General features: G+C 67.8%; 1 protein-coding gene (cut by a window edge). It reads right to left on the bottom strand.

Going from position 1 to position 26,370, the window contains the following annotated elements; genetic code table 11:
* Positions 1-26,370 carry the 5' portion of a scabin-related ADP-ribosyltransferase gene (locus G6N56_RS23840; RefSeq protein WP_085254266.1) on the bottom strand. Its footprint begins 11,511 nt before the window's first position, so the window shows 26,370 of its 37,881 coding nt (coding positions 1-26,370); its start codon is at positions 26,368-26,370; its stop codon lies beyond the left edge, outside the window.

Raw genomic sequence — 26,370 nt, 5'->3', positions numbered from 1 at the left:
GCCCATGGAGTCGAGCATGCCGCGAAGGCCGCTGATGTCCAAGTTGGTGACCCGGTCCATGCTGCCCAGACCGCGCAGCGCCGCGGCCTGGGTCGCGCCGCGCGGGATCGCCGGACGCGGCGACTGGAAGGCGGGACGGGAGGCTGCGCCGTCGCCGCTGTCGCGCACGGCGCGATGCTCGGCGCCGGGGCGCCACCAGGGAGACGTGGCCGTCGAGTTGCGCTCGGCCGGGCCCGTTTCGCCCCAGATGCGCTGCGGCGGTGCCCACACCTTCTGGCCGGTGTAGTCGCCGGGCGGTGAGGTGGCGGATTTTTCGGCCAATACGTCGAAGCGAGCGCGGGTCTCGTGCACGGCGCCCTCGAATGGCACGTCACGACCACGCGGCGAGACCGAACCTGACGTGTGCATCTCAAACCGCAGCCGAACCTGGCCGTGCCAGCCCTGGCCCGGGACCGTGTCCTTGATCGTGCTGCGCACTCGGAATTGGCGACTCGACAACTCCTGGTGTGCGCCGCCGACGGTTGTGGTGCTGTTGGCACCGAGGACCGGCTGAATGGGTTCGCCCGAAAGTTGTGCGCGGATCCGTCCCGGTAGCGGCACCTGGGTCGACCCCGCCACCGTCGTACTGGCGCTCCGGGAGGTGTCGGTTTCGGTGCCGTAGTGAAACTCCGTCTGCTTGGTGTCGCCGGTGAGCCGCATCATCGGCTGCGGCCCGTCCGCGTCCGGGCCGGACGCGACCTCGGACCGGGCGCCGGCGGGCGTGCCGAGCGGCTCGAGGAACGCGTGGACTTCGAGCCAGGCGCCGGGGATGCGTTCAAAGTGCAGCTCCAACGGCTGCTTGTTGGTCATCCCGTGCAGGCTTGCTTGCAACAGCTCCACGGTCAGCCAGCCGCTGGTTTCGCTCATCGCGCGCTCGGCCTGCGTGCCGAAGGCCTTGGCGAACGCCGCTTGCATGGGTGCGCTGGTAACGAAATCGGTGACACTTTGCGGCCGCGGATCCGCATCCGCGTCCGCATCCGCGTGCGCGGGGGCCGTCGGCCGCGAGCCGTCGGCGCCAGGACTGGGCGGCGCCGCCGCGTCGTCCAGCAGCCAGAGGTTGGTGACGGTGTCGGCTCCGCTCAGCGCCCGGGTCGACGCGACATGCGCCGGGCCGCCAGGCCCGGACGGCGTGGGCGTCCCCGTGACGTCGCGGGTCGGAACGGCCACCTCGGCGTGAAAGTCGACGTCATGTGCCTCCGATGCGTGGGGCGCGCTGCTCAGCCGGTGGGTGATCACCGCGTGCAGGCTTCCCTCGAAGCGAGTGGCAGGCTCGACGGTCTTGGTGCGGCTGAGTTGGCGGTCGCCACGTTGAGCGGTCAACGCCGACTCCCCGCTCCGGGAGCCGTAGAGGGGCGCCGTGTCGCTGCCGTGCGGACCACTGAAGTTCGCCCGCAGGCCGCCCACCAGCGTGGTGCGCTCGCTGGTTCGCGAGCCGACGCTGCTGGTGGGGTCGGAGTTGTATTCGAACTCGTAGGTTGGGAGATGCTCCTTGAAATTGAGTTGCGAACGCTGCGACGCGCCCACGAGTTCCAGCTCGAACGCCAGCGTTCGGCCGTGACCGAGGTCGACCACATGCCGGATCGGGCGGTTGCCGCGCAGCAGACCGGTCACCTTCGGGCGCACGGCATCGTCGGAGAACAGCGCCGTGAGAGCCTCCCGATGGTTCTCCCACGCTGTCGTGCCGCCCTCGCGCTGCACGACAGTCTTGATGTGGTCCAGCCCCTCGTCACCGGAATCGAACTTCTCGACGACGTCCATTCCGCCCAAGGTCAGACTGTCGCCGACCCGCGCCGGTAGCTGTGGGCCGGCGGGCCGGCCCGCGTCGCCGGCATGCCGGCCGCTGTCCTGCTTCGCCGTTTCGGCTGCACCCCCGGCGGGGGCGGGCTCCTGGGCGGCAGTCTCGGGGGAGGGCGACGACCACGGGTCCCAACGGGCGCGGTGTTCGGCCATCAGCGCGTCGGGATCGAGACCCAGACGGGCCAGGTTTCGGTGCGCCGCGGCCAGCCGGCGAGCGGTCGTCTCGCTCGGGGCCGCTTCATGCGCTTCGGCTCGTTTGAGGTAGTTGCTCCAGGCTTGCGACCGATCTCGGGGCGCGCCGGCCCGAAGCTCGCCCTTGGATGCCGGCGCGCCGACGCTCTCGGCGCGGCGTTCCAACTCCTCAGTCCAGGCCTGCGGCCGCATATCGTCGAGACCGATCGCCAAGTCCCGTTGTTGCCCCCACCGCAGTGCGGTGGCGATGTGGTCGAGCGAAAACCCGCCCGAGAACAAGTGCGCCATCGCGGGTGCGACGACCGGCCGAAAACCGTTGGCCTGCAGCAGCCTAGGCAGCAGCAGGTAGATGTTCGTGCGGCCGTTTCCGTCACGGAACGGGTGCATGACGTGCAGTGCACGCACCGCCCGGCCGATCGCGCGCAGCCGTTCGTGCTCCGTGTGCGCCTGCGCGATGTCGTCGTGGTACCGGCTGAATACCGCGTCCACCAGAGCCGGGACATCGGCGGCCCCGTAGGCGGTGGTGAGCGCCAGGTCCCCGTCGGGGTCCGGGGCCAGCGTGACGATTCGATCGGGACGCAGCTGCACCGGGGTGTTGGGACCGCTACGCACCGCCAAGGCACGCCCGCCGATGCGCTCCGCCAGCAGATCCTCGGCCGGCGCCTCGGCGCCGAGGTAGTGATGCGCGAAGTCGTCGGCGGCGTTGATCAAAGTCGGGAACTGCACGCGCAGCCACGACGGCCCGACAAGCCCGTGCCCCCCACGCGAGTTAGCCGTCACGAGCGCGTGCATACCGTCGTACTCACGCCAGGTCAGGGGCCGGCGCAGCACGGCTGGGTCGTCCAGAACGGCCCGATACGCGCGCTCCATGCCCGCTTGGAATCCGGGCGTGTCGTTGGCGTCGTACCAGCCGCCGGGATTGTTCCGGTCGGAGTTCAGCGCGTCGGCGTGGTCGTTGCTGTCGAGATACATCCGCCACCAGAGTTCGGGGGACAACACCTCGCTGAGGGCGATTGGCTCACCGCGCGACACATCGGGCCGGGCGCGGTTACCGATCCGCTCGAGCCAGTCGCGGACAAACCGGTTGAGGCCGTATGGAAGTTCGCTGTCCTGTGCCGGCCGGTCCGCGGCGATGCGTTCGTGGTCTCCAGGTGCGGGCGGCGGTTCGTCACCCGTCCCGGGTGTCGGTTGGGCTGGTTCGGTTGCCGGTTCCTCCACGGGGCGCGAGCCGTGGGCGGCGCCGTGTCCGGAGGGTCCCGGTTCGGCGTTGGCGCGTCCGCGCACGGGCGGTACGTGCGACGGGACGAAAACGCCCCGCTGGGTGAAACGCTCGGCCTGGTCGGGGGTCGGTACGACATCGCCGCGCTCCACGGCAGCGATCCAGTGGACCGCGCCGCTGCTGAGGTCTTGCCCGGGCTCCAGCGATTCCAGCTCGACGAGCGCCGATTCGGGGTCCGTCGCGTGTGATGTCGACGCGTCACCCGGGTGACCACTGCCACCGAGCAGGCGGCCGCGTGCGGGCCTGTCGATCGACGTTTGCGAGTCCGCGGCACTTGACCGCGCCGGCGACGTGCCTGGGGGCGAGTTTTCGTCCGCCTCGCTGGTTGATGGTCCAGGCCGGTTGGGTCGCGGCTGCGGTACCGGGTCACCTACGGCACCCGGCTCCGAGGAGTCGGGTGCCAGTGGCACTGGCCGAGTCCTGGGTGTGTTCATGGGAGTGAGGTCGTCGTCGAGCTCGTCGCCCGTGAGTAGCCGCCCACCTCTTGGGATCCCGATACCCTCGGTCAGCGGCAGCATCGCCAGGGTCGTCGCCTCGATCGGGTCCGTGGCCAACGTGCCGCGTTGGGGATCCAGGAAACTCACCCCGAGATGGTCGACCACCCCGACGTAGACATGGTTGATTTCGGGGCCCTCACCACCGACGGCGATCAGCGCCATGGCACCGGGCCCGGCATCGGCCAGCGCGTCCGCCGCCGAATCGAAACCCGGAATCAACGAGACCTGATGCTCGTCGTCGCCGAGTCCGAGCGACTGGCGATGGAAGTTGACCAAGTCCGAGCCGGGCAGGCGGTCGGTATGCGGCACTTCGAACGAGCTGCCTTCGCGCTCGGAAACGACGAATCCGATCGCGCTGATAACGCAATTCGTCGCCGCCTCCTCCGAATCGCGCTGGGGGTTCAGCCCGGCCAGCCACGGATAGCGCTGCGCCAATGACTCGGGGGTGTGCCTGCTCGGCAGCGACGGCCCCACCGGCTCGACCGGCGCCGCGCCGAACCGGCTGCGCGCCAAGGCCCACGGTCGGGTGACAATCCTTGCCGCCCGCCCGAATGCGCTCGCCCGGTGCCTTCCCTGAGGGCCACCGTCCTCACCGGGACGATCCGTCGGCGCGTCGCCCACCGGGACCGGCCCGTCATCGGTTTGTGCAGGAGGCGGGTCGGGTCGATCGTCGCGGTCGGTCGCGCCGTTGGCGAGCGCTTCGTGTTCGGGCGCCCTACCGACCGTTGCGGGCGCATCCCGGCGCCTGCGCCGCGAGAAAATGCTTGGCCTCGCCGGCGTTGGCGGCAGCAGCCGCTCACGCACCCGGTAGTAGATCTCGTCTTCGATAGCGCTCCTGCTTGCGCCCCGCGCATACCGGTCACGCAAACCCTCGGGTAGCTCCCGGTAGCTGCTGATGATGTGGTTTGCAGCATCATCGCGCAGCTCGAGACCGGACTGCGTCAGCCGGTCCCTGATCCTGTTGACCATCGACGTGAACGCGTCTGGGTGCCGCCGGTAGGGGGCGGGCACGATGTCCGGATACTGCGGGAGCGGCTCGTTGTCGTCACCCGGGCCCCTCCGTTCCGGGTCGTCCCAGTCGAAATCCGGATCCGGGTGCGCTTGACCGTCGTAAGGCGGGGGCAGGTTGGGGTCTTCGGCAATTGGAGCGCCGGGATCCGAGTCGCCGGCACCCTGCCTCTCGGACAACCCGCCGGGTTCAGCCTCATCCGCCCGCTGCCGCGACGGACCGGCCTCGGCGCTGGAATGTCCCGGCAGGTGAGGTACCCGGGACGGCACGGACACGCCCTGGCGCATCAGACGCTCGGCCTGCTCAGCACTCGGCACGACATCTCCGCGTTCCGCCGCGGCGATCCACTGGACTGCGGGGCTGCTGAGCTCCTCTCCGGGCGGCAGCGACTCCAGCTCCGCCAGCGCCGAATCCATGTCCATCGGGTTCGACATGGCCGCGTCATCAGGCCGGCGGCTGCCACCGGGCAGACCACCGCCCTGCGGGAATCTCGCCATGCCGCGGCCCTGTGGCGGACCACTGGTGGTGTTCGCCGTCTCGGTCGGGCCCTCCGTGGCTTCGTCGCCTGCGCCTTCGGGGCGCCCCACCCCTTCCGGCGAGGCGGTGTCGGCGATGTCGGCGCTCCGCGTGATACCCAACCTCGAAAGTCGTGTCCTGGCCGCGCCCGCCTCTGGTCTCCATAGGGTCGCCGGGCCGCGGTCGGCCGCGACGGCGGAGCCGGCGTCCGCCGTGTCCTCCCTCGGCGGCTCGGCTGTGCGTATCTCGGGCGACCGCGCCCCCGTACCGTCGCGGGAGATGTTCCAGGGTCCGCTCATCATGCGGGCGAATCGCCGACTCAGCGTGGCGATGGTGCCGGGCTCCGCCGTTTGTACCGCATCGCGCACGATCGTGGTCAGTTCGTCGTACTGCGCCCGGAGTTGATCGGGCGTGATGAGGCGTTGGCCGTCGTTGCGCAGTTCCAGCAACAGCAGTCCGCGTTCACCGGCGCGCGCCCGGTCCAGGTCGTCGAAGTGCGTGCGCACACCGAACGCCTCGTCTTGGTTGACGGTAACGGCGGGGTCGTGCAGAAGCATGGTGTCGAGATAGTCCCCGACCCTCAGGGTGTCTCGACCGTGGGTTTCGGGTAGGCGCGCGTAACGCACCGCTCGCAACGGCCGGACCTCTTCGTCCTCGGCGAGTCGGGGCGGCGCGCTGTGATAGCGCGGGGAATCGGCGTGCCTGTCGTGGGCGAGGTTGCGGGCGTTCACATAACGCGTGCTGAAGTCGCGTACACGACTCAAGAGATGGCTTTCGAAGGTCACCCGAACGAGGTCTGCGTTGTCGTGAAGGAAATCCTGTGCCGCCGGCGACAACTCGCCACGCAGGGACCGCAGGCTCTGCCGCATCGCCACCGCGCTGAACGCCTTGCCGCCGATGCTTTCCACCGTGGTGGCCATCGCCAGTCCGGCGACGTGGACATACGTCAGCCACATCGCCCCCTCGAGATCGCGCACTTCGCTTGGATCCGGGGCCCGTGACTCCGCGGGGCGCGCCCCCCCGTCGTCGGCCGGCGACCCAGTTGCGGCGCGGAAGTTCGCCACCACTGACGCGGCGAATTCCGCTCCGTCGCGGTGCAGTTCGCGCGCCTGCGGGGCCCAGATCCGCTCGCGGACGCCGCGCATGAAATCCGCAACCGCACCCAGGGGCACACCTTTGGTGTGGTGCATCGCCGTCGTCGCCGAGTCGCCGACCGAAACCGGAACGAAGTTGAAATCGGTGGCGTTCGGATGCAGCGTCCACCCCTCCGACTCGGGGAAAATGTCCGCGAGCCCGTGCGCCCGGTGGTCAACCGGATCCGCCGAGCGGGCAAGGCCGTCGAGCCGAACCAACGCCCGCTGAGCCACCGTCAGCGCGGAGGTGGTGTTGGTCGGGGGGTCGTTGCGCAGCTCAGCCAACGGACGCTCGGTGACGACTTCCAGGATCGGTTCGGTGGTGAAATCGACCCGGTCGTGTGCGGTTCCTCCCATGGCGACACCACCGTCGCCCGTCAGGTCGAAGGTGCCGACGTCGAGCACCACCTTGAGCCCGTGACGGTCATTCCTTGCCAGCCAGGGAACGTGGTGTTCCAGGTCGGCCACCGGAGTGAGCGAATCGGGGTCCACCAGTTCGTCGGGGTACTCGAGATAGCCTCCGTGGAACTCGGCTTCGACCCCGCCCCGCCCGTACCTCGGATCACCCGGCGGGTCGATCAGCGCATCGACGACCGACGAGTGTCCTGCCGCCTGCGGCCGCACCTCGTTGGCGGCGCCGTCGAGGACCACCATCGAGGCGCGCGCCAGGCCCACCTCGGGCGACTGATCGACCATCACCCGCTGCCCCGGCTCTTCGTGCAGATCGAAATACGCGATCCGCCCGTCCGCGAAACGGTGGGCACCCAGCGCATGACCCACCCCATTGGCGTGGCTGACGAGGACCAACGCGGTGCTACGGCCGGTTTCGCCGGCCGCATCGTGCAGCCGATCCGCCACATCGTCCCAGGAATTGACCGGCACCGGCTCCGCAACACCGATGAGCCGATCGACCGGTCGCCCAGCGAGCACCGAGTCATCCAGCGTCCGGCCGGTCGCCGGGATGGCGGCCAACCGGTCGGGATACAACGCCTCTACCATTTCGGCGAGCAGAACGGTGCAGGCGATCGGGTCGGTGTGCGGATCGTCGCCGGGCACGACCCGATCCGGACCGGCGATCTGCTCGACGGCGCGCTCCAGGTCATCGGGCGTATCGATCCTGTCGCCGCTCGACTCGCGCACCGGGCGGGCGACGCCATCGACACCCGGGCGGGCGGTCTCGGCGAACGGGCGGGAAACGCGATTGCCCTGGTCGCCCGGAATAGTGGGCGTCTCTTCGATTACGTCGGGTGTCGGCGGTGGGTCGAGGTCGATCGGCCGCGCCCGCGGGGTGTTCGTCGGGGTGAGGTCATCATCGTCATCGGAGTCCGACCAATGCGGCTCCTCGTCGTGAACCGCCGCCGGGAAATGCGGATTCGGCGCGCCGGGATCGAAGTGCGGATTGTCGATAAAGCGCCCAAGGCCAAGTTCCCCAGGACCACCGGAAAGAACTTCCTCGGCGCCCACGATGTTTTCCCGCCGAATCCCACCGGGGAACACGATCTCGCGTCCATGCACGTCTTGGTGATGAGACACCGTCGCATTGATGTCAATACCACCCGGCGCCTGGATGCGGTAACGAAACACCCTGGGACGGCCCTCCGTCGGCGGCCCAAGATGGTTCAGGTCCGGATCACGCGTCGTCGACACAAACGCAGCCGGACGGCCACGACCAAAGCTCTCCAGGTTCGCATTGGACGGATCCACAGGCTCAAAACCCGACCCGAAAACCTCAAACGGTTCGCGAGTGTCATCGCGGAACAGCGGGTCGTCATCGGTGCGCACATGCACGCCGGCCCCATCGACCAAACCCGTGACATTCCGCGGATCAACGGAGGGGTCCAATTGAGCACTCGGCAAAGCGAAGTCCTCGTCACCGGCCCCACCCCGCAACCGCAACACCCCAGCATCAGAGTCCTCGTCGGCTACGGAGTCAATGGACTCCGACGGTGAACGTGCGGCAGCCGATGCCGTAGCTTCGACGCGCGGCGGCGAGGCCGCCAGCCTGTCGTGCGCCCGTCGCTCCGAGCCGCCGAACGCCTCGCGTGATGGCGTGCGCGACACATCCGACCCCGTCGCGGGCGAGCGCTTGCCCGGACTGCCCTGGCCCGGCTCGTCGTCGGGCGACCTCGTGATGCTGTGGTCTTGCTCTCGTCGTTGCGCGGCCGCCGCGTTCAGTCCCTCGCTGACATAGTGGTACAGGGCCAGCTCGACGCGCCGTTCCGAACCGCTGCGCTGCTCCGGCGTCAGAGATGCATAGGTTCGCTTGACCTGTTCGTCGACGCCGGTGAAGCCATGGCTGTTCAGGGTCTGGACCACCCAATCAAGGATCCTTTCGGCGCTCTCCGGGTCGCGAGCCGCGAAATCGTCCCAGGTGCGCGACGCAAGGCGGGCACCGATGGGTTCGGCCCGGCTCTCGAGGGTGCGCCACCGGTCGAACGGCGGCAAGGCCGCTTCGGCAGTGCGGACCTCGTCGCGGGTAACCGAAGACAGGCCCGTCATCTGCCGCACGACGTCGGTCAGATGAGCCAGTTCCTCACCGCTCAGCCCCGGGGGCTCTGGGGTCTGGTGGGCATCGCTGGAGCTGGGAAGCGGCCCCCCAAGGCCCGCGTAGAGGGCTTCGAGCCGGGCCTCGACCTCGGGGTCTCCGTACCTGCGGCCCAAGAGCCGGCCCAGGCCATACTCCGCAACGAACTCGTGTGGATTTTCGCGTGAATAAGCGCTGACACTTCCCACATGGGTGACGTCGGCCGGCCGGAACGATGCCCACGTCAGGTCCACGAACCGGTCCGGCCGCCCCTGAAAATGCAGCCAGTGCATCATCTCGTGCAGCACGGCGCCAAAGCCTGTGTCGAGCATTTGGTCGTCGACCGTGTGCGTGCCCTGGCGCTTCTCACCCACGAATCGGTGCGCAACGGGGCGAGCACTGACGAACATCTGGTTGGGAGGGGCGTACGAGGCCCAATCCCTGGTACCGACCAGGTTACTTACTGACCTAGTGGATATCTCGATTGCGCGCTGTCCGCGACTATCGGCGACGCTGCGGACGATCAGCGAGCGGTGGTATCGCGGCAGGCCGACGTTCAGGTCTGGCGGCAGCACGTAGCCGGCGCCCCGCAGGACGGACAGCGCACGCAGCACGAGTCTCTGGCGGGGCGCTGCCATGGGGTCGCCATCCGAAAGCCAGAAGGTGACCTGGACGCCTTCGTGCCCCACGCCCTCGGGCCTGAGGTCGACGTTCGCATCGATCTGTGTCGTGCGATCGGATCGCTGGAGATAGGTCGTCAGCTCCGGATACTGCGCGCTAAGAGCCGGTTCCCGCTCGATCTGGGCTGCCAGCTCCGCGTCGTCGACGCCGTGGATGGCGACTCCGGCGCGCCGCATGACGTCCGCCATGTTGTCCGAAACTTGGGCTCCCATCGTGTCGAGGTAGTCCAGAATCGCTTGCTCGGACAGCCGGCCATCTCGGTCGCGGGGGAAGTCAGTGAACGGCCGGTGCCCACGACCGCCGAGCTGGCCCGACGTCCCCGTACGCGTGACAAGGTGCGCCAGATCCGGCGCGATCATCTGGAAGGCGGCCACCTTGCCGGGATCCGGCGAGGTGATAGCCGATTCAGGCGGGGTGTCCTGCTCCGGTGCACGGCTTTCGTCATGCGGATCTCCCGCGCGAGGGCCGGCCGTCTCCGTGGTCCGGTCCGCCGCTGCGTCCTCCGGCGACAGCCCGCGGGAGACGCTCCGTGGCGCGGACGCAGCCGAAGGCTCGGAAAGCAGCCGCTCCGAGGCTATGTCGCCCGCGCCTCGAGTGCGCGGATCCCCACCAGGCACGACCCGATCGGGACCGGCGAGCCGCTCGGCGACGCGCTCACGCTCATCGGGCGTGGCTGCCTCGCTACCGTTTGACCCATGGATCTCTAGGGAATCGTGCTCGCGCAGAACCCCTGCCCGGCCGACCACGGGATCCTCCGGCGGCAAGCTACTTGGGACGCCCAACGACGAGGACCCGGCTAGCCTCTGCGGATGCTGCTCGTGCTCAACTGGGCGCTCGCCCGCTGGGATAGGCTTAACCTTCCACCAGACCATGACCTGGCGCCGGTTGTCGACCCCACCCGCCACTGGGGCGGCGGTGGCGTCCCTGCCGCGGTTAGTCGGTGGGTGCCACGTGATCTTCGCATTACCCACCTGGTCGATCAGCTGCTGGCGGACCCAGGTGGCCCTGTCCATCCCGGCGTCGCCACCACGGCGGGCTCCGCCCCCTTCGACCCAGACCTCCACCTCGCGCGACTCGGACGCGTTTGCCAAGCTGCGAAGGTGCTTACCCAGTGCCTCCATGCCTGGAGTAGCCGCCAAAAGGTTGCGCTGTCTGGTCTCGAAGTCAACGCTCAGATACGACCGGTTACCGGACCAGACCTGCGCTTCCTCAGTCGGGACATCGGTGAGCCGTACATCTTCCAGATGTGGCGGCGCGGGCGCCAGATCGCGCAACCCGAACGGATCCAGACCGAACCGGTCCTCAGCGACCCCTTCCCGACCCGAACGGTCCCGCGCTTGTCGCACCAGCTCAGCCCGATCATCAAGGCTATCCAGCGGGGCCCCGGCCGCGGGACGTCTCCGCAAGAACGCCCACGGGTTTCGCGCCCCTGCCGGTATATCTTCACCCACATCGTCGCCAGCGGCGCGTCCCGCGGCATCCGGCAACGCCCCATCGTGCGCGAAAACCGTCCATGCCCGGACACGGTGGTCGCCCTGGTCATAATTCGGCGGCCACACCCGCATCGTTCCCGCCTGGCCATCAAGGACATACACCTCCCGGCCATCAAACAACGCGTTGAACACGTGCGCCGGCGCCGCCGTGCCATCGCCCGACCCACGTTCAACATGGACAACCGTGTGCGCACCAGGACCGTGTTCCCGCAACAACCGGGAGATCTCCTCAGGCGTAGCCCGGAAGGCAGTCAAACCAGTGACCGCCTCCAACTCACCACGGGTGACCCCGCCCTCGTCCAAATCGGTGACCAGCCCCGCGGTGCGGAATGTCGGGCGCCCAGACAACCGGTCAAACACCGCGATCGTGGCCTGCCCACAATTCAGCGCACGCCCCTGCTCATCCGCGTCGGCACCGTCACGGTTGACCTCGCTTAACCAGCCGGCCACCTCATCCAAAGTGGCTTCGGTACGGGGCAATTCATTCAACCCAGAGGCCCGGTTCGGGTCTGCGATGCCGGCCGCTGCGCCCTCCGCGTGGTCGGGCACCCCGTCGGGATGCACCGCCGGGCCAGCTGTTGGTTTGCCGTGCAGCTCTTCGGGCGCCGGAGCAACTGGTTCAGCGGCCCCCTCTCCGCCATCACCGGCATCTCGCGCCGGTCGAACCTCATCGGCGGTCAACAGCCTTGCACCGTGCGGCATTTGGACATTGGGCGTTAGTGGCAGCATGACCAAACCGGTCGCGTCCGCCGGATCGACGGCCAACGTTCCCCGCTGCGGATCGACAAAGCTGACCCCGGCCTCATCCGAAAGACCAACGAGCACGTGGTTGATGACCGCATCGTCACCGCCACGCACCGCGATCAGCGCCATCCCACCCTCACCGGCAGCTGCCAACGCGGCCGAAGCGGTCTTGAAGTCGGGAATCGCGTACGCACGGTGCTCGTCATCACCGAGATCCAACGACTGCCGATGGAAATTGAGCAGGTCCTCACCCGGCAGGGAATCTGTCAACGGTGCCTCGAATGGGCCCTGCTCGCGTTCGGAGATGACGAAAGCGAACGCCGAGATGACGCAATTCGACATCGCCGAAACGGAATCCCGCTCCGGATTCACCTGACCCAACGACGGATACCGCCGTGCAACCGATTCCGCCGTGTGGCCGCTGGGCAAAAGCGGCCTGTCCTCGTCGGCCGCAACCTCACCGAACTGACTGCGCGCCAACCTCCAAACGCGGGCCACTCGCTGCCGCAGCGTCGAGCTGTCACCCGGCTCGGCGTGCACGACCGCAACGGGGTCGGTTCCTTCTTCTCGTACCGACGGGTCGGGCTCCCCGTGTTCGCCATCGTTCAACGTGGCCAGGTATTGCTCCCATGCGTCGGGCCGATCGCTCGCTGACGACGACGCGGAACCGACATCACTGACGCTGTCACGCGGCGCATGCACCCCACCAACGGGTCCTCGCGGCATCGGAGGCGCGTCATCGTTTGGCAGGTCCGGGTTGAAACGCGGGTTCGCCACGAAAGATCCGTACTTGGGAGTCGTGGGCTCGCGCGTTCCGTCGGCGTTGGTCCGGTACTGCTCTCGTGGCGGAACCTCGACGGCTCCGACGACGTTTTCGCTCCTGATGCCGCCGCGGAAAGAGATCTCCTTCTGGTAGGCGGAAGCGTCGAGGCCTTCGGTCCGATTGACGTCCACGCCGCCGGGAGCATCTATGGTGTACCGGAAAACCCGGCCAGGCACCCGGAACCTGAGATAGTTCAAATCGGGATCTCGAGTCGTGGAGATGAACTCGCTTCTCGCAACGCTATCCCGGAACTCGGCTTGCGGCGCGAAACCTTCGTTGAAAATCACCTCGGGCGGGCGGCTGTCCTCACGGTAGAGGAGGTCATTGTCCGTGCGGAAATAAACCGCGCCGGCGGGGTTTCTGATGGTGTAGACGCCGGTGACATCGGTGGGATCGACGGTGGGGTCAAGTTGGGCGCTGGGACGCAACGCGGGCACCGGGTCATCGGTCATCGCGGTTCGTAATCCCTGCCAACTGGCCGCGAAACCCGGATGCAGGTTCAGGCGGTCCACCTCGTCCTCGTCGACCCAGCGCAGTTCCGTTCCCTCTTCATTGGGCACCGTTTCCAGCAGGTAGGGCGCGTCGGCAATGACGGTCGTGTAGCTCCAGTCGGTGCCCTCGGCGGTGGCCGTCACGAGGGGTTTACGCACGGTGACGTCGTCAGCGCGCAGACCGGTTTCTTCGTGCGTCTCACGCACCGCGGCCTGCTCAACCGTTTCGTGGCGGTCGCGGGCCCCGCCGGGTAGAGCCCACGTCCCGCCCTGGTCGGTCCATGGCGCGCGCCGCTGCATCAGCACCGCTATTGAACCGTCGGGTTTGCGTGCTCGCAGCAGCAGTCCGGCCGCGCCGTGACGACCCCAATAACGTTTACCGTCAGCAGCTGTAACCCAGTCGTCGCCGTCATCCGACGGTGAGTCCGGCCGCGCTTCAACCGGATGGGTCTCCGACTCGGGGATCAGGATCGACCCGTGGACGTCGACTGCGGGTAGCTCGGACCGCTTGTCGCCGTCGAACAGAGTCAAGACAACGCGGGCTGTGCTGTCGAACACGGCGTACGAGCGGGCGGACTTTGAGTTGGCCGAGACTCTGGCGGCTTCGGAAACCGAAGCGCCTTGGCGCTTTTGGAGGGTGGCGCCCCCGCCGAACAGCAGGGAGCCCTGAACATTCTTGTGGAGTTGCGCCAGCGGGCCGCCGAGCAAACGCATTCCGACCTGACGGTTCACGATGTGCTGACGCCCCGTGGCCTCGACCACGTCGTTGAGCACATAGGCGTTCCCGCCCTCGTGCTCGACCTCCTTGAACTCGAGATTGCTGACGTCCGCGCGACCGGTGATGCGCACTTTCCCATGTCGGAACACTTCTATCCCGTCCCGGTCCTCGGTGCGGGTCATCGCGGTGAGGTCGCGCGCCAGGGCATTGTCGCTGAAGGATGCCGTCAAATGGTCGGCGATCTCGCGCATCTTCCCCGCGCTCAGTCTTTCGCTCAGGCTCTGGCGTGTATCGGCACGGAAGTTCGCACCATCGGTGATCTTTCGGACGATGGTGGCGTCGCTGAGTCCTCGCGCGGGTAATGCGGCACGATCGGATTCCGACAGACCGTTCCGCGCGACATCGACCTCCGGGCCATTCGCCGTGTGTCCCTGGTCTGGTCGCTCGTCGCTTCTGATGATCCCTGGGCGAGGGGCATACTGCGCGTGTTGTTGGACATCCGTTGGTGATTCACGCGTGACGAAGTCGACGCGGGCGGTGCCGACTCGGCCGACACGGTCGCCGGCCGAGCCCGCCGGCCGACTCATATCTACCTCAATGGTGGCTGTTCCCACATGGGTCAGCGTGGGTACCTTCTTGCGGAAAACCACGCCGGCGGAACTGGTCTCGGTACGCGTGTTGATCGTCTCGTTGCCCATACCCGCGTTCAGGCGTCCGAGCAGCGACAGATTGACGGTGTCGCCGGTGGGTAGGGCATCGGCCTGAACCTGAACGTAGCCTTGCCAGTTGCTGACTTCGGTTCTGGATACGGCCGCCGCCAAGGCCTGCTGGCTGCCGGTGTAGAACTCCGTCGTTGCCGTGGAGTCCGATGGATCGATGGCGTCAAGCCGGGCGCCGAGAACGACTTTCCCACCGCGCACCGACTTCAACTCGACAACAGTGGTGCCACCGCGACTGTAGTCGTTGAGGCTGCGCTGGATGGCCATCGCCTTGACATGCGGGACGAGCTCGGCGCGCACCTTGGGCCACTTGTCGCCGAACACTTCCGCGGCGGGACCGTCCAAGGAGTCCAAGACGTGGGCCGCGACCATGTCCTCGCCGGAGGTGCGCTGAGAGCGATCATTACCGGGGTCAACGCTGTCGGCGGAGTCGTGGTCGGGGCCGTGATGCGGACGTATCTTGACGACCGCCTGGTCGACCTCCAGGTGCAGGCGCTGGTTGGGCTGCGCGTCCCGGTCCGGGCGCTCCGTGGTGATGGTCGGTCCGGAGGCGGTTGCCGCGTCCTCGGGGTAGGAAAAGACGCCACTGAGGCGAACCGGCCGTGGCTCTTGGGGAACGCTCGTCAACAGCTTGGCACCCAGGTGCCGTTCGTAGCTGATGTCAAAGCGGATCGGCTGGCGGAACAAGTTGTGCGGTTCAGTCGTGCGCACCCGAGTCGGCAACCGGAAGTCGCTCTCACCGACGACGTCCGGAATGTTTACGTCGCTGGGCCGCGTCACACCGCGATCGGCGTCGGCGCCGACGTCCTCCTTGAGCCGCGCAGCCGTGGTGTGGGTGAGTTGTGCGCTCACGGTGCCGTGGGGGACTGGGACCTGAACACGGAAGCCTTTGACGGCGCGCCACGCCGCACCGTGTGTGTGAGTGATCGAGGACTCCGACTCGCTGGACACATCGGTCTCGAACTTCTTGGAGGCGCCGACGTATTCAAATCGAGGCTCACGGACCGGCCGCACCTTGACGGTGATGCTGCCGCCGGCCACGCGTATCTCATGGCTCCACTCGGTGCCCGATTCGTGGGTAAGCCGCGCGGCCAGCACACGCGGGCCGAACTGATTCGATAGGGCGGCCATTTCATCGTCGAGGTGTCCGCCCAGCGCCTGGGCTAGATCGTCACGGATTGCCTCCACCAGGCCGGTATTGGGGTCTAGGCCGACCAACATGTCGGACGGATGCCAACTGTCTTGCAAAGCATGCTCGGGTGGCTGTGGGGAGCCTTCCGGTTCCGGTCGGTTCCACTCCCATTGGGTCGGAACGGGGTCCGCTTTCCGCACCAAGGACGCCGCGCCATCCGCTGCCGCGGAAGTGCTCGGCATGGGGGTCTCGTCGAACCCACCGGAAAGGGACCTCTCGGCCCGCGGAGGCACGTTCCCAGCGATGTGGCGGGGCTTTCGCAGGCGCCTGCTCCCCTGGGCGCCCCGCATTGTCCGCGAGGTACTTTCAGCACGCTCGTGGGACGAGGGTCCCCCGTCGACCACCCCGTGCCGCGGAGGAGCCTCGGTGGGCCGCGGCACTCCGGTAGGCGCCTCACCGGCAATGTGACGCGGCTTTCGCAGGCGCCTGCTCCCCTGGCCATCCCGCATTGTCCGCGAAGCGCTTTCAGCACGCCCGCGAGACACAGACCCGCCGTCGACGATGCCGTGCCGTGGAGGAGCCGCAGTGGGCCGCGGCACTCCGGCGGGCGCCTCACCAGCAATGTGGCGCGGCTTTCGCAGGCGCCTGGGCGGGTCGGGAAGCAGTGGTCCGTTGCTCAGCGCTCTGGGGGCGAAAGGATTCCGAGGGAGAGGTGCCTTGTCGACCGGGTCCGGACCAGGCTTTGATCGCGGGTGGTCGATGAAGCCTGCGGGGGTGTCTCGGTTGAAGGTCGGTGGCAAGTCAGCGTCGTGGACCCGGGAGCCTCGGAGCTCGGTCAGCGGAATCGCGATCTCCACGGGGAAAAGCCCGGACTCGTGGACCGTCGCCCTGGAGCCGGTCATTGTGCCATCGAGCCGTACCCAGCCGTCGAAGATTGCCATCGGCTGATCGAACTTGGTCGCCACGGCCACGCGTTGCTGGCTGCCGACGCGCTCGCTGTCGCGCGTGACGCGCTGACCTCCGGCGATTACCTCGCCCAACACCGTGCTGTTGTAAACGTGGCCGCCGCGGCCGCCAAGCGCCGTCTGGGCGTTGTACTGCCGGGTGTGCTCGGTTGTCTTGGCCGAACTCTCGACGGCTTCGGTACTCGGACTGGACAGCGTCTCGATCACTCGCCGGAACGTGAGTTGCTCGAAGTTGGCGGTAAGCGAGGTTCTGGTTTTCGAGCCGGGCCCGGATAGCTGCGTGCGACTCAGCGGACTCTTCTGGGTCATGGCGGGCAGCGCATCGCGGACCCGGTTGAGGTGGTACCAGGACGAGACGTCCGAGCGGACGTTTTTCCAGTCGCGACCGAACGCCCGGTGGCCCATCGAGTCGACCATGCCGCGGAACCCGCTCAGGTCAAGATTGGTGACTCGGTCCATGCTGCCGAGACCCTGCAGCGGCACGGTGTCGTTCGCGCCGCGCGGGATTGCGTCGCGCTTGGGCGCGAAGGCGGGCTGAGGGCCATCGCCGCCGTTCTTCGCATTCCGTATGGTGCGGTGGCTGGTTCCGGGCCGCCACCACGGGGACTTGGCAACCGAGTTGCGCTCCGCGGCGGGCGGATCGCCCCAGATCCGCTGCGGCGGGGCCCACACCGTCTTGCCCTCGTACGTCTCAGCCGGCGATGTTTCCGAATGCTCCATCAGTACGTCGAAACGGGCACGCGTCTCGTGCACTGCGCCCTTGAACGGCGCCCCTCGCCTCGACGGCGAAACCGAACCCGGAGCGTGCATCTCGAACCGGAGCCGAACCTGACCATGCCAGCCCTGGCCGGGCGCGGGGTTCTTCAGAGTGTTGCGGATGCGGAAGCGGCGGGACTGCGATTCGCTGTCTGTCCGGGCCGGTATCACATTCGCGTCGACGCCAGCGGAAACCAGACCCGTGTCGGTACCGCCCTGCCCTCGCGCCCGGCTGGGCGTCGGCAGCTCCGACGACCACGTGATCGACTCCTGACGCGTCCTCGTGGTATCCGTCTCGGTGCCGTAATGGAACTCGGTCTCCTTGGTCTTGCCGGTGGCGCGCATCATCCGGGTGGCGCGCGGCATCCCGTCCGGTCGCACGTCGGCGTGCCCCACGTGACCAGGCCGGGCCGGGCGTGTGACGGCCGGGGTGCCGATTGGTTCGACAAAGGCATGTACTTCCAGCCGGGCGCCGGGGATGCTCTCGAAACGCAGGACCAGGGGCTGCTTGTTGGTCATGCCATGGAGGTTGGCCTGCAGCCGCTCAGCGGTCAGCCAGTTGTCCGTCTCGCGCATCGCCCGCCCGGCCGACTTGCCGTAGGCCTTGGTGAAGGCGACTCGCATAGCGGCGCTGGTGACGAATTCGGGAATCGTCTGCACCGACGGTCCCCGGGTCGGTGATTGCGGCCCCCCGTCCCGCGAGGTGTGTTGCTCGTCGCCTTGCGCACTGGCGTCAAGGTGCGATCCGACGCGATCCGGTCGCGCCGGCCCGGCGGTGCCACCCCCGGCGCTCGGCCGATCGTCCGGGAGCAACCACAAATTGGTGACGACATCAGAGCCGTTCAACGCATGGGTGCGCTGAACCCGCGGGGGTCCGCCGGACTCTGATCCCCGGTCCGCGGGCCCCGGTAGCGGAGCCAGCGTGTCCCGAGCCTCCGAGGCCTCCGTTTCGTCGGCCTCCTGATCGGTCACGTCGCGCTTGGGAACGACAACCTGCATGTGGTAGTCGACGTTGTGGGGGTGCGGCTGGTCACTGGCGAGGCCTGGGACCAGATCGGTGAGGCGGTCCACTTTGTGCGTGATGATTGCCCGGAGTGTGCCGTGGAAACGGACGCCGGGCTCCGCCGTCTGGGCTCCACTGACCTGCCGGTCGGCAACCACTTCGGTTCGCGCCGCATCGTGCGTCCGGAGTCTGAGCGCGGTCGGCGTGAAGGTTCCGTTCGGTACGGTGACGTTGGCTTGGGCGCCCCCGTAGAGCACAGTCCGGTCCTGGTCAGACGCGCCGACTACGTTCGTCGAATCAGATGTGTGCTCGAACTCGTACTTGTCGATCTCTTCCTTGAAGTGCAGTTCCGACTTCTCTGAGGAACCGTCGAGCCGCAGGTCAACCGTCAAGGTACCTACCAGCCCGAGTTGGAAGACCCGCTTGATCGCCCGGCCGCTGCGCAACATTCCGGGAACCTTGGGGCGGAGGCCGTCGTCGGAGAACAACGCGGTGATCTGCTCCTCGTTGTGCCTCCAAGCTTTATCGCCGCCCTCGCGAAGCACCAGCTGGCGGATGTGCTCAAGACTTTGGTCTCCCGAGTGGAACTCCTCGATGACGTCGGTGCCACCGAGGATCAGGTGGTCTCCGATCCGCGCGGGCAATTCCGGGTTCGGCTGCGGCTCCGGAGATTCCGAATCATCCTTCGGCTTGGGGATCGTGGGCTTATCGTCTGCCGGCCTGATGCGTATCGGTTGCGGCGCGTGTTGGGGTTGCTTTGCGAAGCGAGCACGGTACTGCCTCACCAGCGTTTCGGCGTCGAGACCATGTTGGGCTAATTGCCGGCGCGCGCCCTCCAGCTGCTCACGCGTGGAAGCGGTGGAGTGTTCCTCGTGCGCGTTGAACGTCTCGAAGTAGCGGTTCCACGCGCCCATCCGCGTGCTCGGGTGCTCCTCCGCCCGCTGTTTGCCCTTGGCCGCCGCGAGAATGTCAGGTCGGACATGTCGATCCAACTCCCGGATCCACTCGCCGTGCTGGCCATCCCGCAGCGTTGGCAGTGGTTCCTGCTGCTCCTCACTGCCGTGGGAGGGGGCGCCCGAGTCGGTATCGGTAAACGGCGGTTCACCGTGTGTGTCGACGGGCGGATCATCGGAGCGGATCGTCGGCGCGGGACCGTCAGCCGACCGCACCGAGTCGTTGCCGTGCTCGAACGGGCGCGCTGCAGGAGCGGGAACACGCGTCTCGCTCGACGGCGCATCCCCTGGAACCGCACCCCGCGCTGAGGGGGGCAGCGTCACCGTGTCGTCGTGCGCCACTTCCCGCTCGGAGGTCGTCGAGGAGGACTGGGAACTCGGCGACGACGGTCGCGACGGGTCCCCCAGAGATTGCCGCGCCGAGTGGTATTCGACGTCGGAATCGTCCGAGTCCGATTCGAACGAGAAGTAATCCGAGGACGACGACCCGTCATCGTCGTCACCCGGCATTCTCGCCGGCCCGGCGTCGCCCTCGCCGGCAGACCCGGGCATCACGGGAGCAGCGTGCACCGGCGCCGCATCGTCTGGGGGCAAGGTGCCCAGCACGATTCGTGCTGGATGTTGAAGCGAATTGTTTGAATCTCTTGGTGCGGCCGTGACTTCGGACTCGGTCGCAGTGCCCCGGTCATCGCCGGTCGATGATTCATCGGGACGCACGCCCGACGGGAGTCGTTGGGCCAGTTCCGCGTTCCACGCGTCGCGTCGGTCAGGTGACAGCGCCGGAAGCGGCCGTTCCAAATCGTGACCATCGACAGGATGAGCGACGGATTCGCGCGGCGGCCCGTCGACCGGGCGGCGCTCCGAATTCGGTAGTGGCCGAGGGTCGTCGAGGCCTCGGGTCAGGTAGTCGGCGACGTGTTGGTTTGGCAGGTCCCCGTGGTGGTCGAGCGGCGGTGGGGGTGCCGCGGCGTCGCCGTCCGGAAGCGTATTGGCAGGCGCATCGGGGGACGGCGGAGGTTCGGGCGGCGAATCACTGGGGCCGTCTTCTGAGTGCGTTCGCCCCGATGACCTCCCGCCGCCGTCGTTAAGCGGAGGAGCGGTGCCCGGGTCAAGAACTGCGTCGTCGCCGAGGCCATGACCGAAGCGTGACACCACATTGGTCCCGTAGTCGGACTCCGACCCACCAGTCAGCGGTGACTCGGCTATGCCGATGTGTCCCGCGGGATCGTCACCGATCAGTGCCTCGTTTTCGGGACGAGGCTCGGTTTCGATGCCGGTCGTCCCGGGCGACGCCACGTCGTGGCTACTCGCGCCACCGTGTTCGTCGACCATTCCGGCAGACCCGAAGTCTCCCGCTTGTGCCGGGTGCGGGGACCCCTCCGAATCGTCAGTGGGGAAGCCCCCCAGGACCTGTCGGGACGGCTGAGGTGCCGGTGAGGCGGAGTCGTCGAAAAACGGATCGAAGTCGTCCGAAGGCTCCCTGGCATAAAGACCGCTGGAGACAGGCGCGAAAGATATCGAACCTATGCTGCTCGGCGATGGTGGAACGCTGGCGTCGCGCACCGGGCCCAGCGGCGCGTGTGGCGCTGCGTTCGGCAGATCCGGGTTGAAGTGCGGGTTCGGCTCGAACTCCCCGAACTCAGTGGGAAGATGCACATCAGGGTCGTCGGATTGGGCCGGCAAACGCAGAACCCGCTGCACCCCAACGATGTTCTCGCGCCTGATGCCGCCCGGGAAGGCAATCTCCTGCTGATAGGCGGCGGAATCAAGACCCTCTGTCCGGTTGAGGTCCAGGCCGCCGGGCGCATCGATGGTGTAGAGAAACACCTGGGACTCGTCAGGCTGCAAGAAGTTCAGCACGATGTTCGGGTGCCGGGCGGTGGACACCAAGCTTGTTGGTGCCAACATGCCTGGAACGATCGGTGCACGCGACGCGAATCCCTCGCCAAAGATGACCTCGGGTGCGCGGGTGTCATACCGAAAGAGCAGGTCGTCGTCGGTGCGAAAGAACGTAGTGCGGGTGGAGGTGGTGCTGTATAAGCCGATCGCGTCGAGAGGATTGACGTTGGGGTCGTGCTGGGCGCTGGGTCGAGGCGGTGGGAGGGGATTGTCGGCCAGTTGGGAACGTAATCCATCCCAGCTGGCGGCGAACCCGGGATGCAGCGCCAGGTCGCTCACCTCGTCGATCGGGACCCAGCGCAGCGCCCCTTCGTCGTTGGCTTCCGTCTCCAGGGCGTAAGGCGCATCGGCCATCACCGTCGTGTAGGTCCAGTCGATGCCGGGAGCCCTGGCGGTGACGATTGGCGCGCCTACGTTGACCAGGTCCGTGCTCAGCCCGGCTTCTTCGTGAGCCTCGCGAAGCGCTGCCTGCGCGGCGGTCTCTCCGAGGTCTCGGGCTCCGCCGGGCAAGCCCCAGGTGTCGCCCTGGTCCGTCCAGGTCGCGCGATGCTGTAACAGCACGGCCATCGACCCGTCGGGGCGTTGTGCCCGTAACAACAACCCGGCCCCGCCATAGCGCCCCCAATAATGCTCACCGTCGGCGGCGACCACCCAGTCATCACCGCTGACCGGCAGGCCATGAGTGCCTTCGCCCGCGCCCTGCGTGTCAGGCGACGCGCTGGGCGCCGGTGGTGAGTCCGGCTCCCTCCCCTCGGCGCGGGCCCGGTAGCGGGCGACCAGTTCCTCGGGATCGGCCCCCCACCGACGCAGATCGTGTTGGGCCACCGCCAGATGCGCGCGAGTGACCCCCCGCGTCTCCATTGCCGACGGGTCAGACCCGACAGCCTGGTGGGCGTTGAACGCCGCGGCGAATCGATCCCACGCCTCCGCCATGGTGGCCGGCGCCCCCGGCCGGAATCTCGCCCTGGCGCCGCCATCCAATGAGTTACCGTGATTGTTGTCCAGCTCTGCCTGCCACGCATCGCGTTGGTCAGGCTCCAATTCCGGAAGCGGCCGTGCGCGGGCGTCCTCTGTGTCTTCGGGAGCGACCGGTTCACGATCTTCGTGGGTGACCGGTTCTTCGTCGGCGACGGGTTCACTGTCGAGGTCGTTGACATGGTCGGGCCCGAACCTCGACACCGGCTCGCCTCCGAAGCTGGAGATCGAGGAGTCCGAGGACTGACCGGACTGCGGGCGAGGCCGCGCGCGTTGCAAGGGCCTGTGCCCAGCAGGCGGGGCCGGCGACTGACGATCCCCCCCGCTCGAGCTACTTTCACCACTTCGGCCGCCGCCGGCGTGCCCGGACGGGCCGGCCTCGTCGCTTCCTCCGTGCAGCACCGAGCCGCCAACGCTCGCTTCCTTCCCGGGGTCGGCTCGCGACTCCGAGCCGGCCGCATGCGTGTGCTGTCGTGTCGGCGCGGCGGTGGAGGCGTGTCCAGTAGAGGCGGCCCCCACGAACCACTCGACCACCGGATTGCCGGCCCGATCCAACTCTGGCGGCCACTCCTTGACGGTTCGGTGCTGCCCGTCCAGGGCGTAGACCTTCTCGCCGTCGAAGAACACGTTGAAACTGTGTGCCTGCCCCTTGGCGTACTTGATGGCCACCACCGTATGGGCACCCCGTCCCGCAGTGCTCAACCGCTGACCAATGCCTTGGGGTGTGTCGAAAACCCAAGACAGGCCGGTGAATCCGCTCAGGTCATCACTGGTCAGTTGAGCCAGATGCGCCCGCCCGAAACTCGGCGTGCCAGAAAGCCTGTCGAACACCACCATCGTGACCGGCGCGCAGTTGAGGAGGCGATCGCCCGTGGGCACCACCCGCGGATCCCCGTCATTGTTGACATCCCGAATCCACGTCCGGATCTCTCCGATGGTGTGGTCAGAGCGGGGAAGACCACCCAGCGGCGGTTCATCTCGCGACGGCTCCGCCGCCTGCCGGCCGGGCACGGGTCGCCCGGATTCATCAACCTCGGTGTGCGGGCTGGAGGCCGCCCCATCATCTGGGTCGTGCGGGTCGTGAACGGAATCCTCGTGTGGGCCATCAACGCCGGCTCGGCTTGCACCTGCCGTCGGAGAGTTAACCGGCCTCGCCGGCAAATCACCGTCACGCCCTTCGCCCCGGTCGCCGACCGAGGCCCCCGAGTCCGCGGGATCGGGGACACCGTGCAACGCCGCGCCGAACGGCTTCGGCCGCTCAAATCCACCCCGTGCCGGGAACTTGGGCCGTTCGTCGGTGTTCCCGCCCGGACGGCGCCTCGACGCGGATGACGGGGGGGATGGTCGCTCGTCGTCGGAATGGGTGCCGGGCACCGGTCGCTTCGCCGCATCCGGATCGGGCGCGGCAGATTCCTTCGGCTTGGCAGCCGGTGCCTTCTCCGCGTTGCGTGCGACTGCCTCCGCGTTGGCACCAGACTCGGTCGAGAAGCTCGCCGAGGCCCGATTGGGTTGGTCGGCTGCCATTGGGCGCGTCGGACCCTCGGCGGCCTCGGTGGGCGGCCGGCTCGCGCTTGCCCCCGCCTCCGGCTTGGTGCCTGCCGACGGCGGCCCGTCGGCGGAATCCCCTCCGGATTCGCCCACACGAACAACCGGATCCCCGCTGGCACCGGGCACGGGCCTGTCGGCCGACAACGCCTCCGGCGGCCCCGGCTCGGGGCTCTGTCGATCACCGGTCGACATGTCGGATTGTGGAACCGGCTCTTGACTGACATCCGCACGCCCGGCGGCGGCCGATGGCTCGCTGCCGACACCATGAAACTCGCTGTCTAAGAACATGTCTGCGTCACGGCTTGGTGGAGTTGTGACGTCCGGCGGAAGACCGGTAGCCGACGACGGCTCAGCGTTGCGAGCGGTCGACGGGTCGTCTGCGGACCGCGCCGCCGACGATTCCCCGTTGCCGGTGGCCGCGTTCGATGCCCTGGCATCATTCCCCGAGCCCTCACCGATGCCGATCTCGTTGCTGGGGGACGTGATTGCGTCGCGGCTCAATACCGTGGTGTCGGCGGGTGGCGGACCGGGTGTCCTGGACGGCTCGACGGTGCGCGTGGCCGGCGCGTCTTCCGCGGACCTTGTCGCGGTTGGTCCTCCGCTGTCGACGCTTACGTTCGCGGTCCTCGCATCTCCCGGAACGTCGCCGCGACCCGAGTGTGGAACATCGGCACCGGAGTCGGGCGGCTTTATGGAACCAACGGCGGGGCTGTCCGCGGTCCGCGCCACAGCCGTCGGCTTAGACAGGGACGACCGCTCGGCAGCTGCGGCGCCCGACTGCGAATTACTGGGTGTCTCCGTCAGCGTCGCGCGCGACCTATCGTCCGTGGCCGACGGAGGCGCGGGCGATCTGCCGTTGGACGCGGCCGAAGACGACGTGGTCACCGCACCGCGCGAGTTCGTGACCTCGGCGTGCGGCTCGGCGCCCACGGAGTTCCGGGCGCCCGCCGGAGCGGGGGCTCCGGTTGATGTCGCCGGCGGCTTGACCGCACCGGAAGGATCAACCGGGACGTCCCCACTCGACCGCACGCCCGGCCCTTGTTCAGCACCCGCTCCCGGTCCGCCCAACTCATGGCGGTCGCCCGGTGCCCCGGAACCGTTGTCCGAGAAGCCGGCGGTTGACGAGCGGGGCGTCGCTGGACTCCCCGCTGCTGATCCCGGCCCCTGCGAGGCGAGGGTTTCCGACACGGGCGACTGAGCGCCGGTGTCTGCGGGCGTCGTTGGCGGCGTAGTGGTTTCGTCACCGAACGAGGGATGGCCGTTTGCGCCATCGGGCGGCGGCGTGCTCACTCTGGGCGCATCGCCCGGTGCGCCCGACACTTCGGTTGTCTCGCTGAAGGCCGATGGCTGCGTAGGCCCGGAGCGCCCGCCGTCGCCCGGAGTTACTCGGGCGTCGTCACCTGGCGCGCCGTTGAGATTGAGTGACCCGTGTCCTGGCGGGGTGTCGACGAAGTGACCGGCGGTCGGCGCCCCGTTGGAGTCCGTGGGTTTATCGTCGCCATTGGTCGAGTCGCCGTCGCCCTTGTGCCCTTCATCGTCCGGATGCTCGGACCCGCCGTGGATTCCTCCGGAAATGGCACCGCCACCGGCTCCCCCGAAGATGTCCGCCGCATCGAGGCCACCCCCGGTGGCCACCCCACCCGCGACGTTCCCGACCACCCCGGTCCCGAAGTGGCCGAGCGCGCCCTTAACGGCCTTCGAAGCGATATCGGTGGATTCTCCAATGACTTTGGCAATGGCACCGTGCGCGAGAGGACTCACGGCCCCACCTATCACCGCGCCGACGGCGATTTCAAAAACCTGCTGCAAATCGAGGCCACCGTCGCGGAACCCGTGCTGAATTTGCCACTCCTCGATGGCGACGTCTTGAACCACCCCTATGGCCGCTCCTACCGCCGCCCCCTTGGCCATCTCCGGTGCCAACTTCATCGCCGTCACCGCGGCCTTCTTGCCGAGCTGCTGGAGTCCCTTCTTGGTCAGTGTCTCGGCCAAGTAGGTCAGAATCCGGCGCACCAACGCCGTGACGAGCTCGCGCACCGTCGCCATCGTGATTGCTTCGATGGGCGGGATCCAGGCCATCGACGCGCCGAAGGTCCATTCGACCGATGCGAGTGCATACGCAATCTCTGCGGCGGCGATCGCCAATGAGCTCAAGATTTGCAGCTTGGTGTACTGAATGTCCGTGCCGGTCTGCCGGGCGAGGCTGCCCAACGACGACATCTGGTCGGCCAGATTCTGGATGGACGAATCACCGGAGAGCAGCGACTGGAATTGCGCTGCCACCGCACTGGCCGTCTGGCCCGAGACCGCCGACATCGTGTCGGACTGCGCCTGTTGCAATTTGGGTATCAGCGCTGACAACTGTTGCGACGAGTTGTTCCAGTCGTTGCCGATTTCGAACATGGCGGTTTCGTCGCCCTTGGGCCACTGCTCACCGGCCAGGTACGCGACCCATTGCAGGCCGGGCGGAATTTCAATACCCAT

Source organism: Mycobacterium saskatchewanense (assembly GCF_010729105.1).
Taxonomy (GTDB): Bacteria; Actinomycetota; Actinomycetes; order Mycobacteriales; family Mycobacteriaceae; genus Mycobacterium; species Mycobacterium saskatchewanense.
The sequence above is the reverse complement of the archived record's forward strand: the minus strand, read 5'-3'. Positions and strand labels throughout refer to the sequence as shown.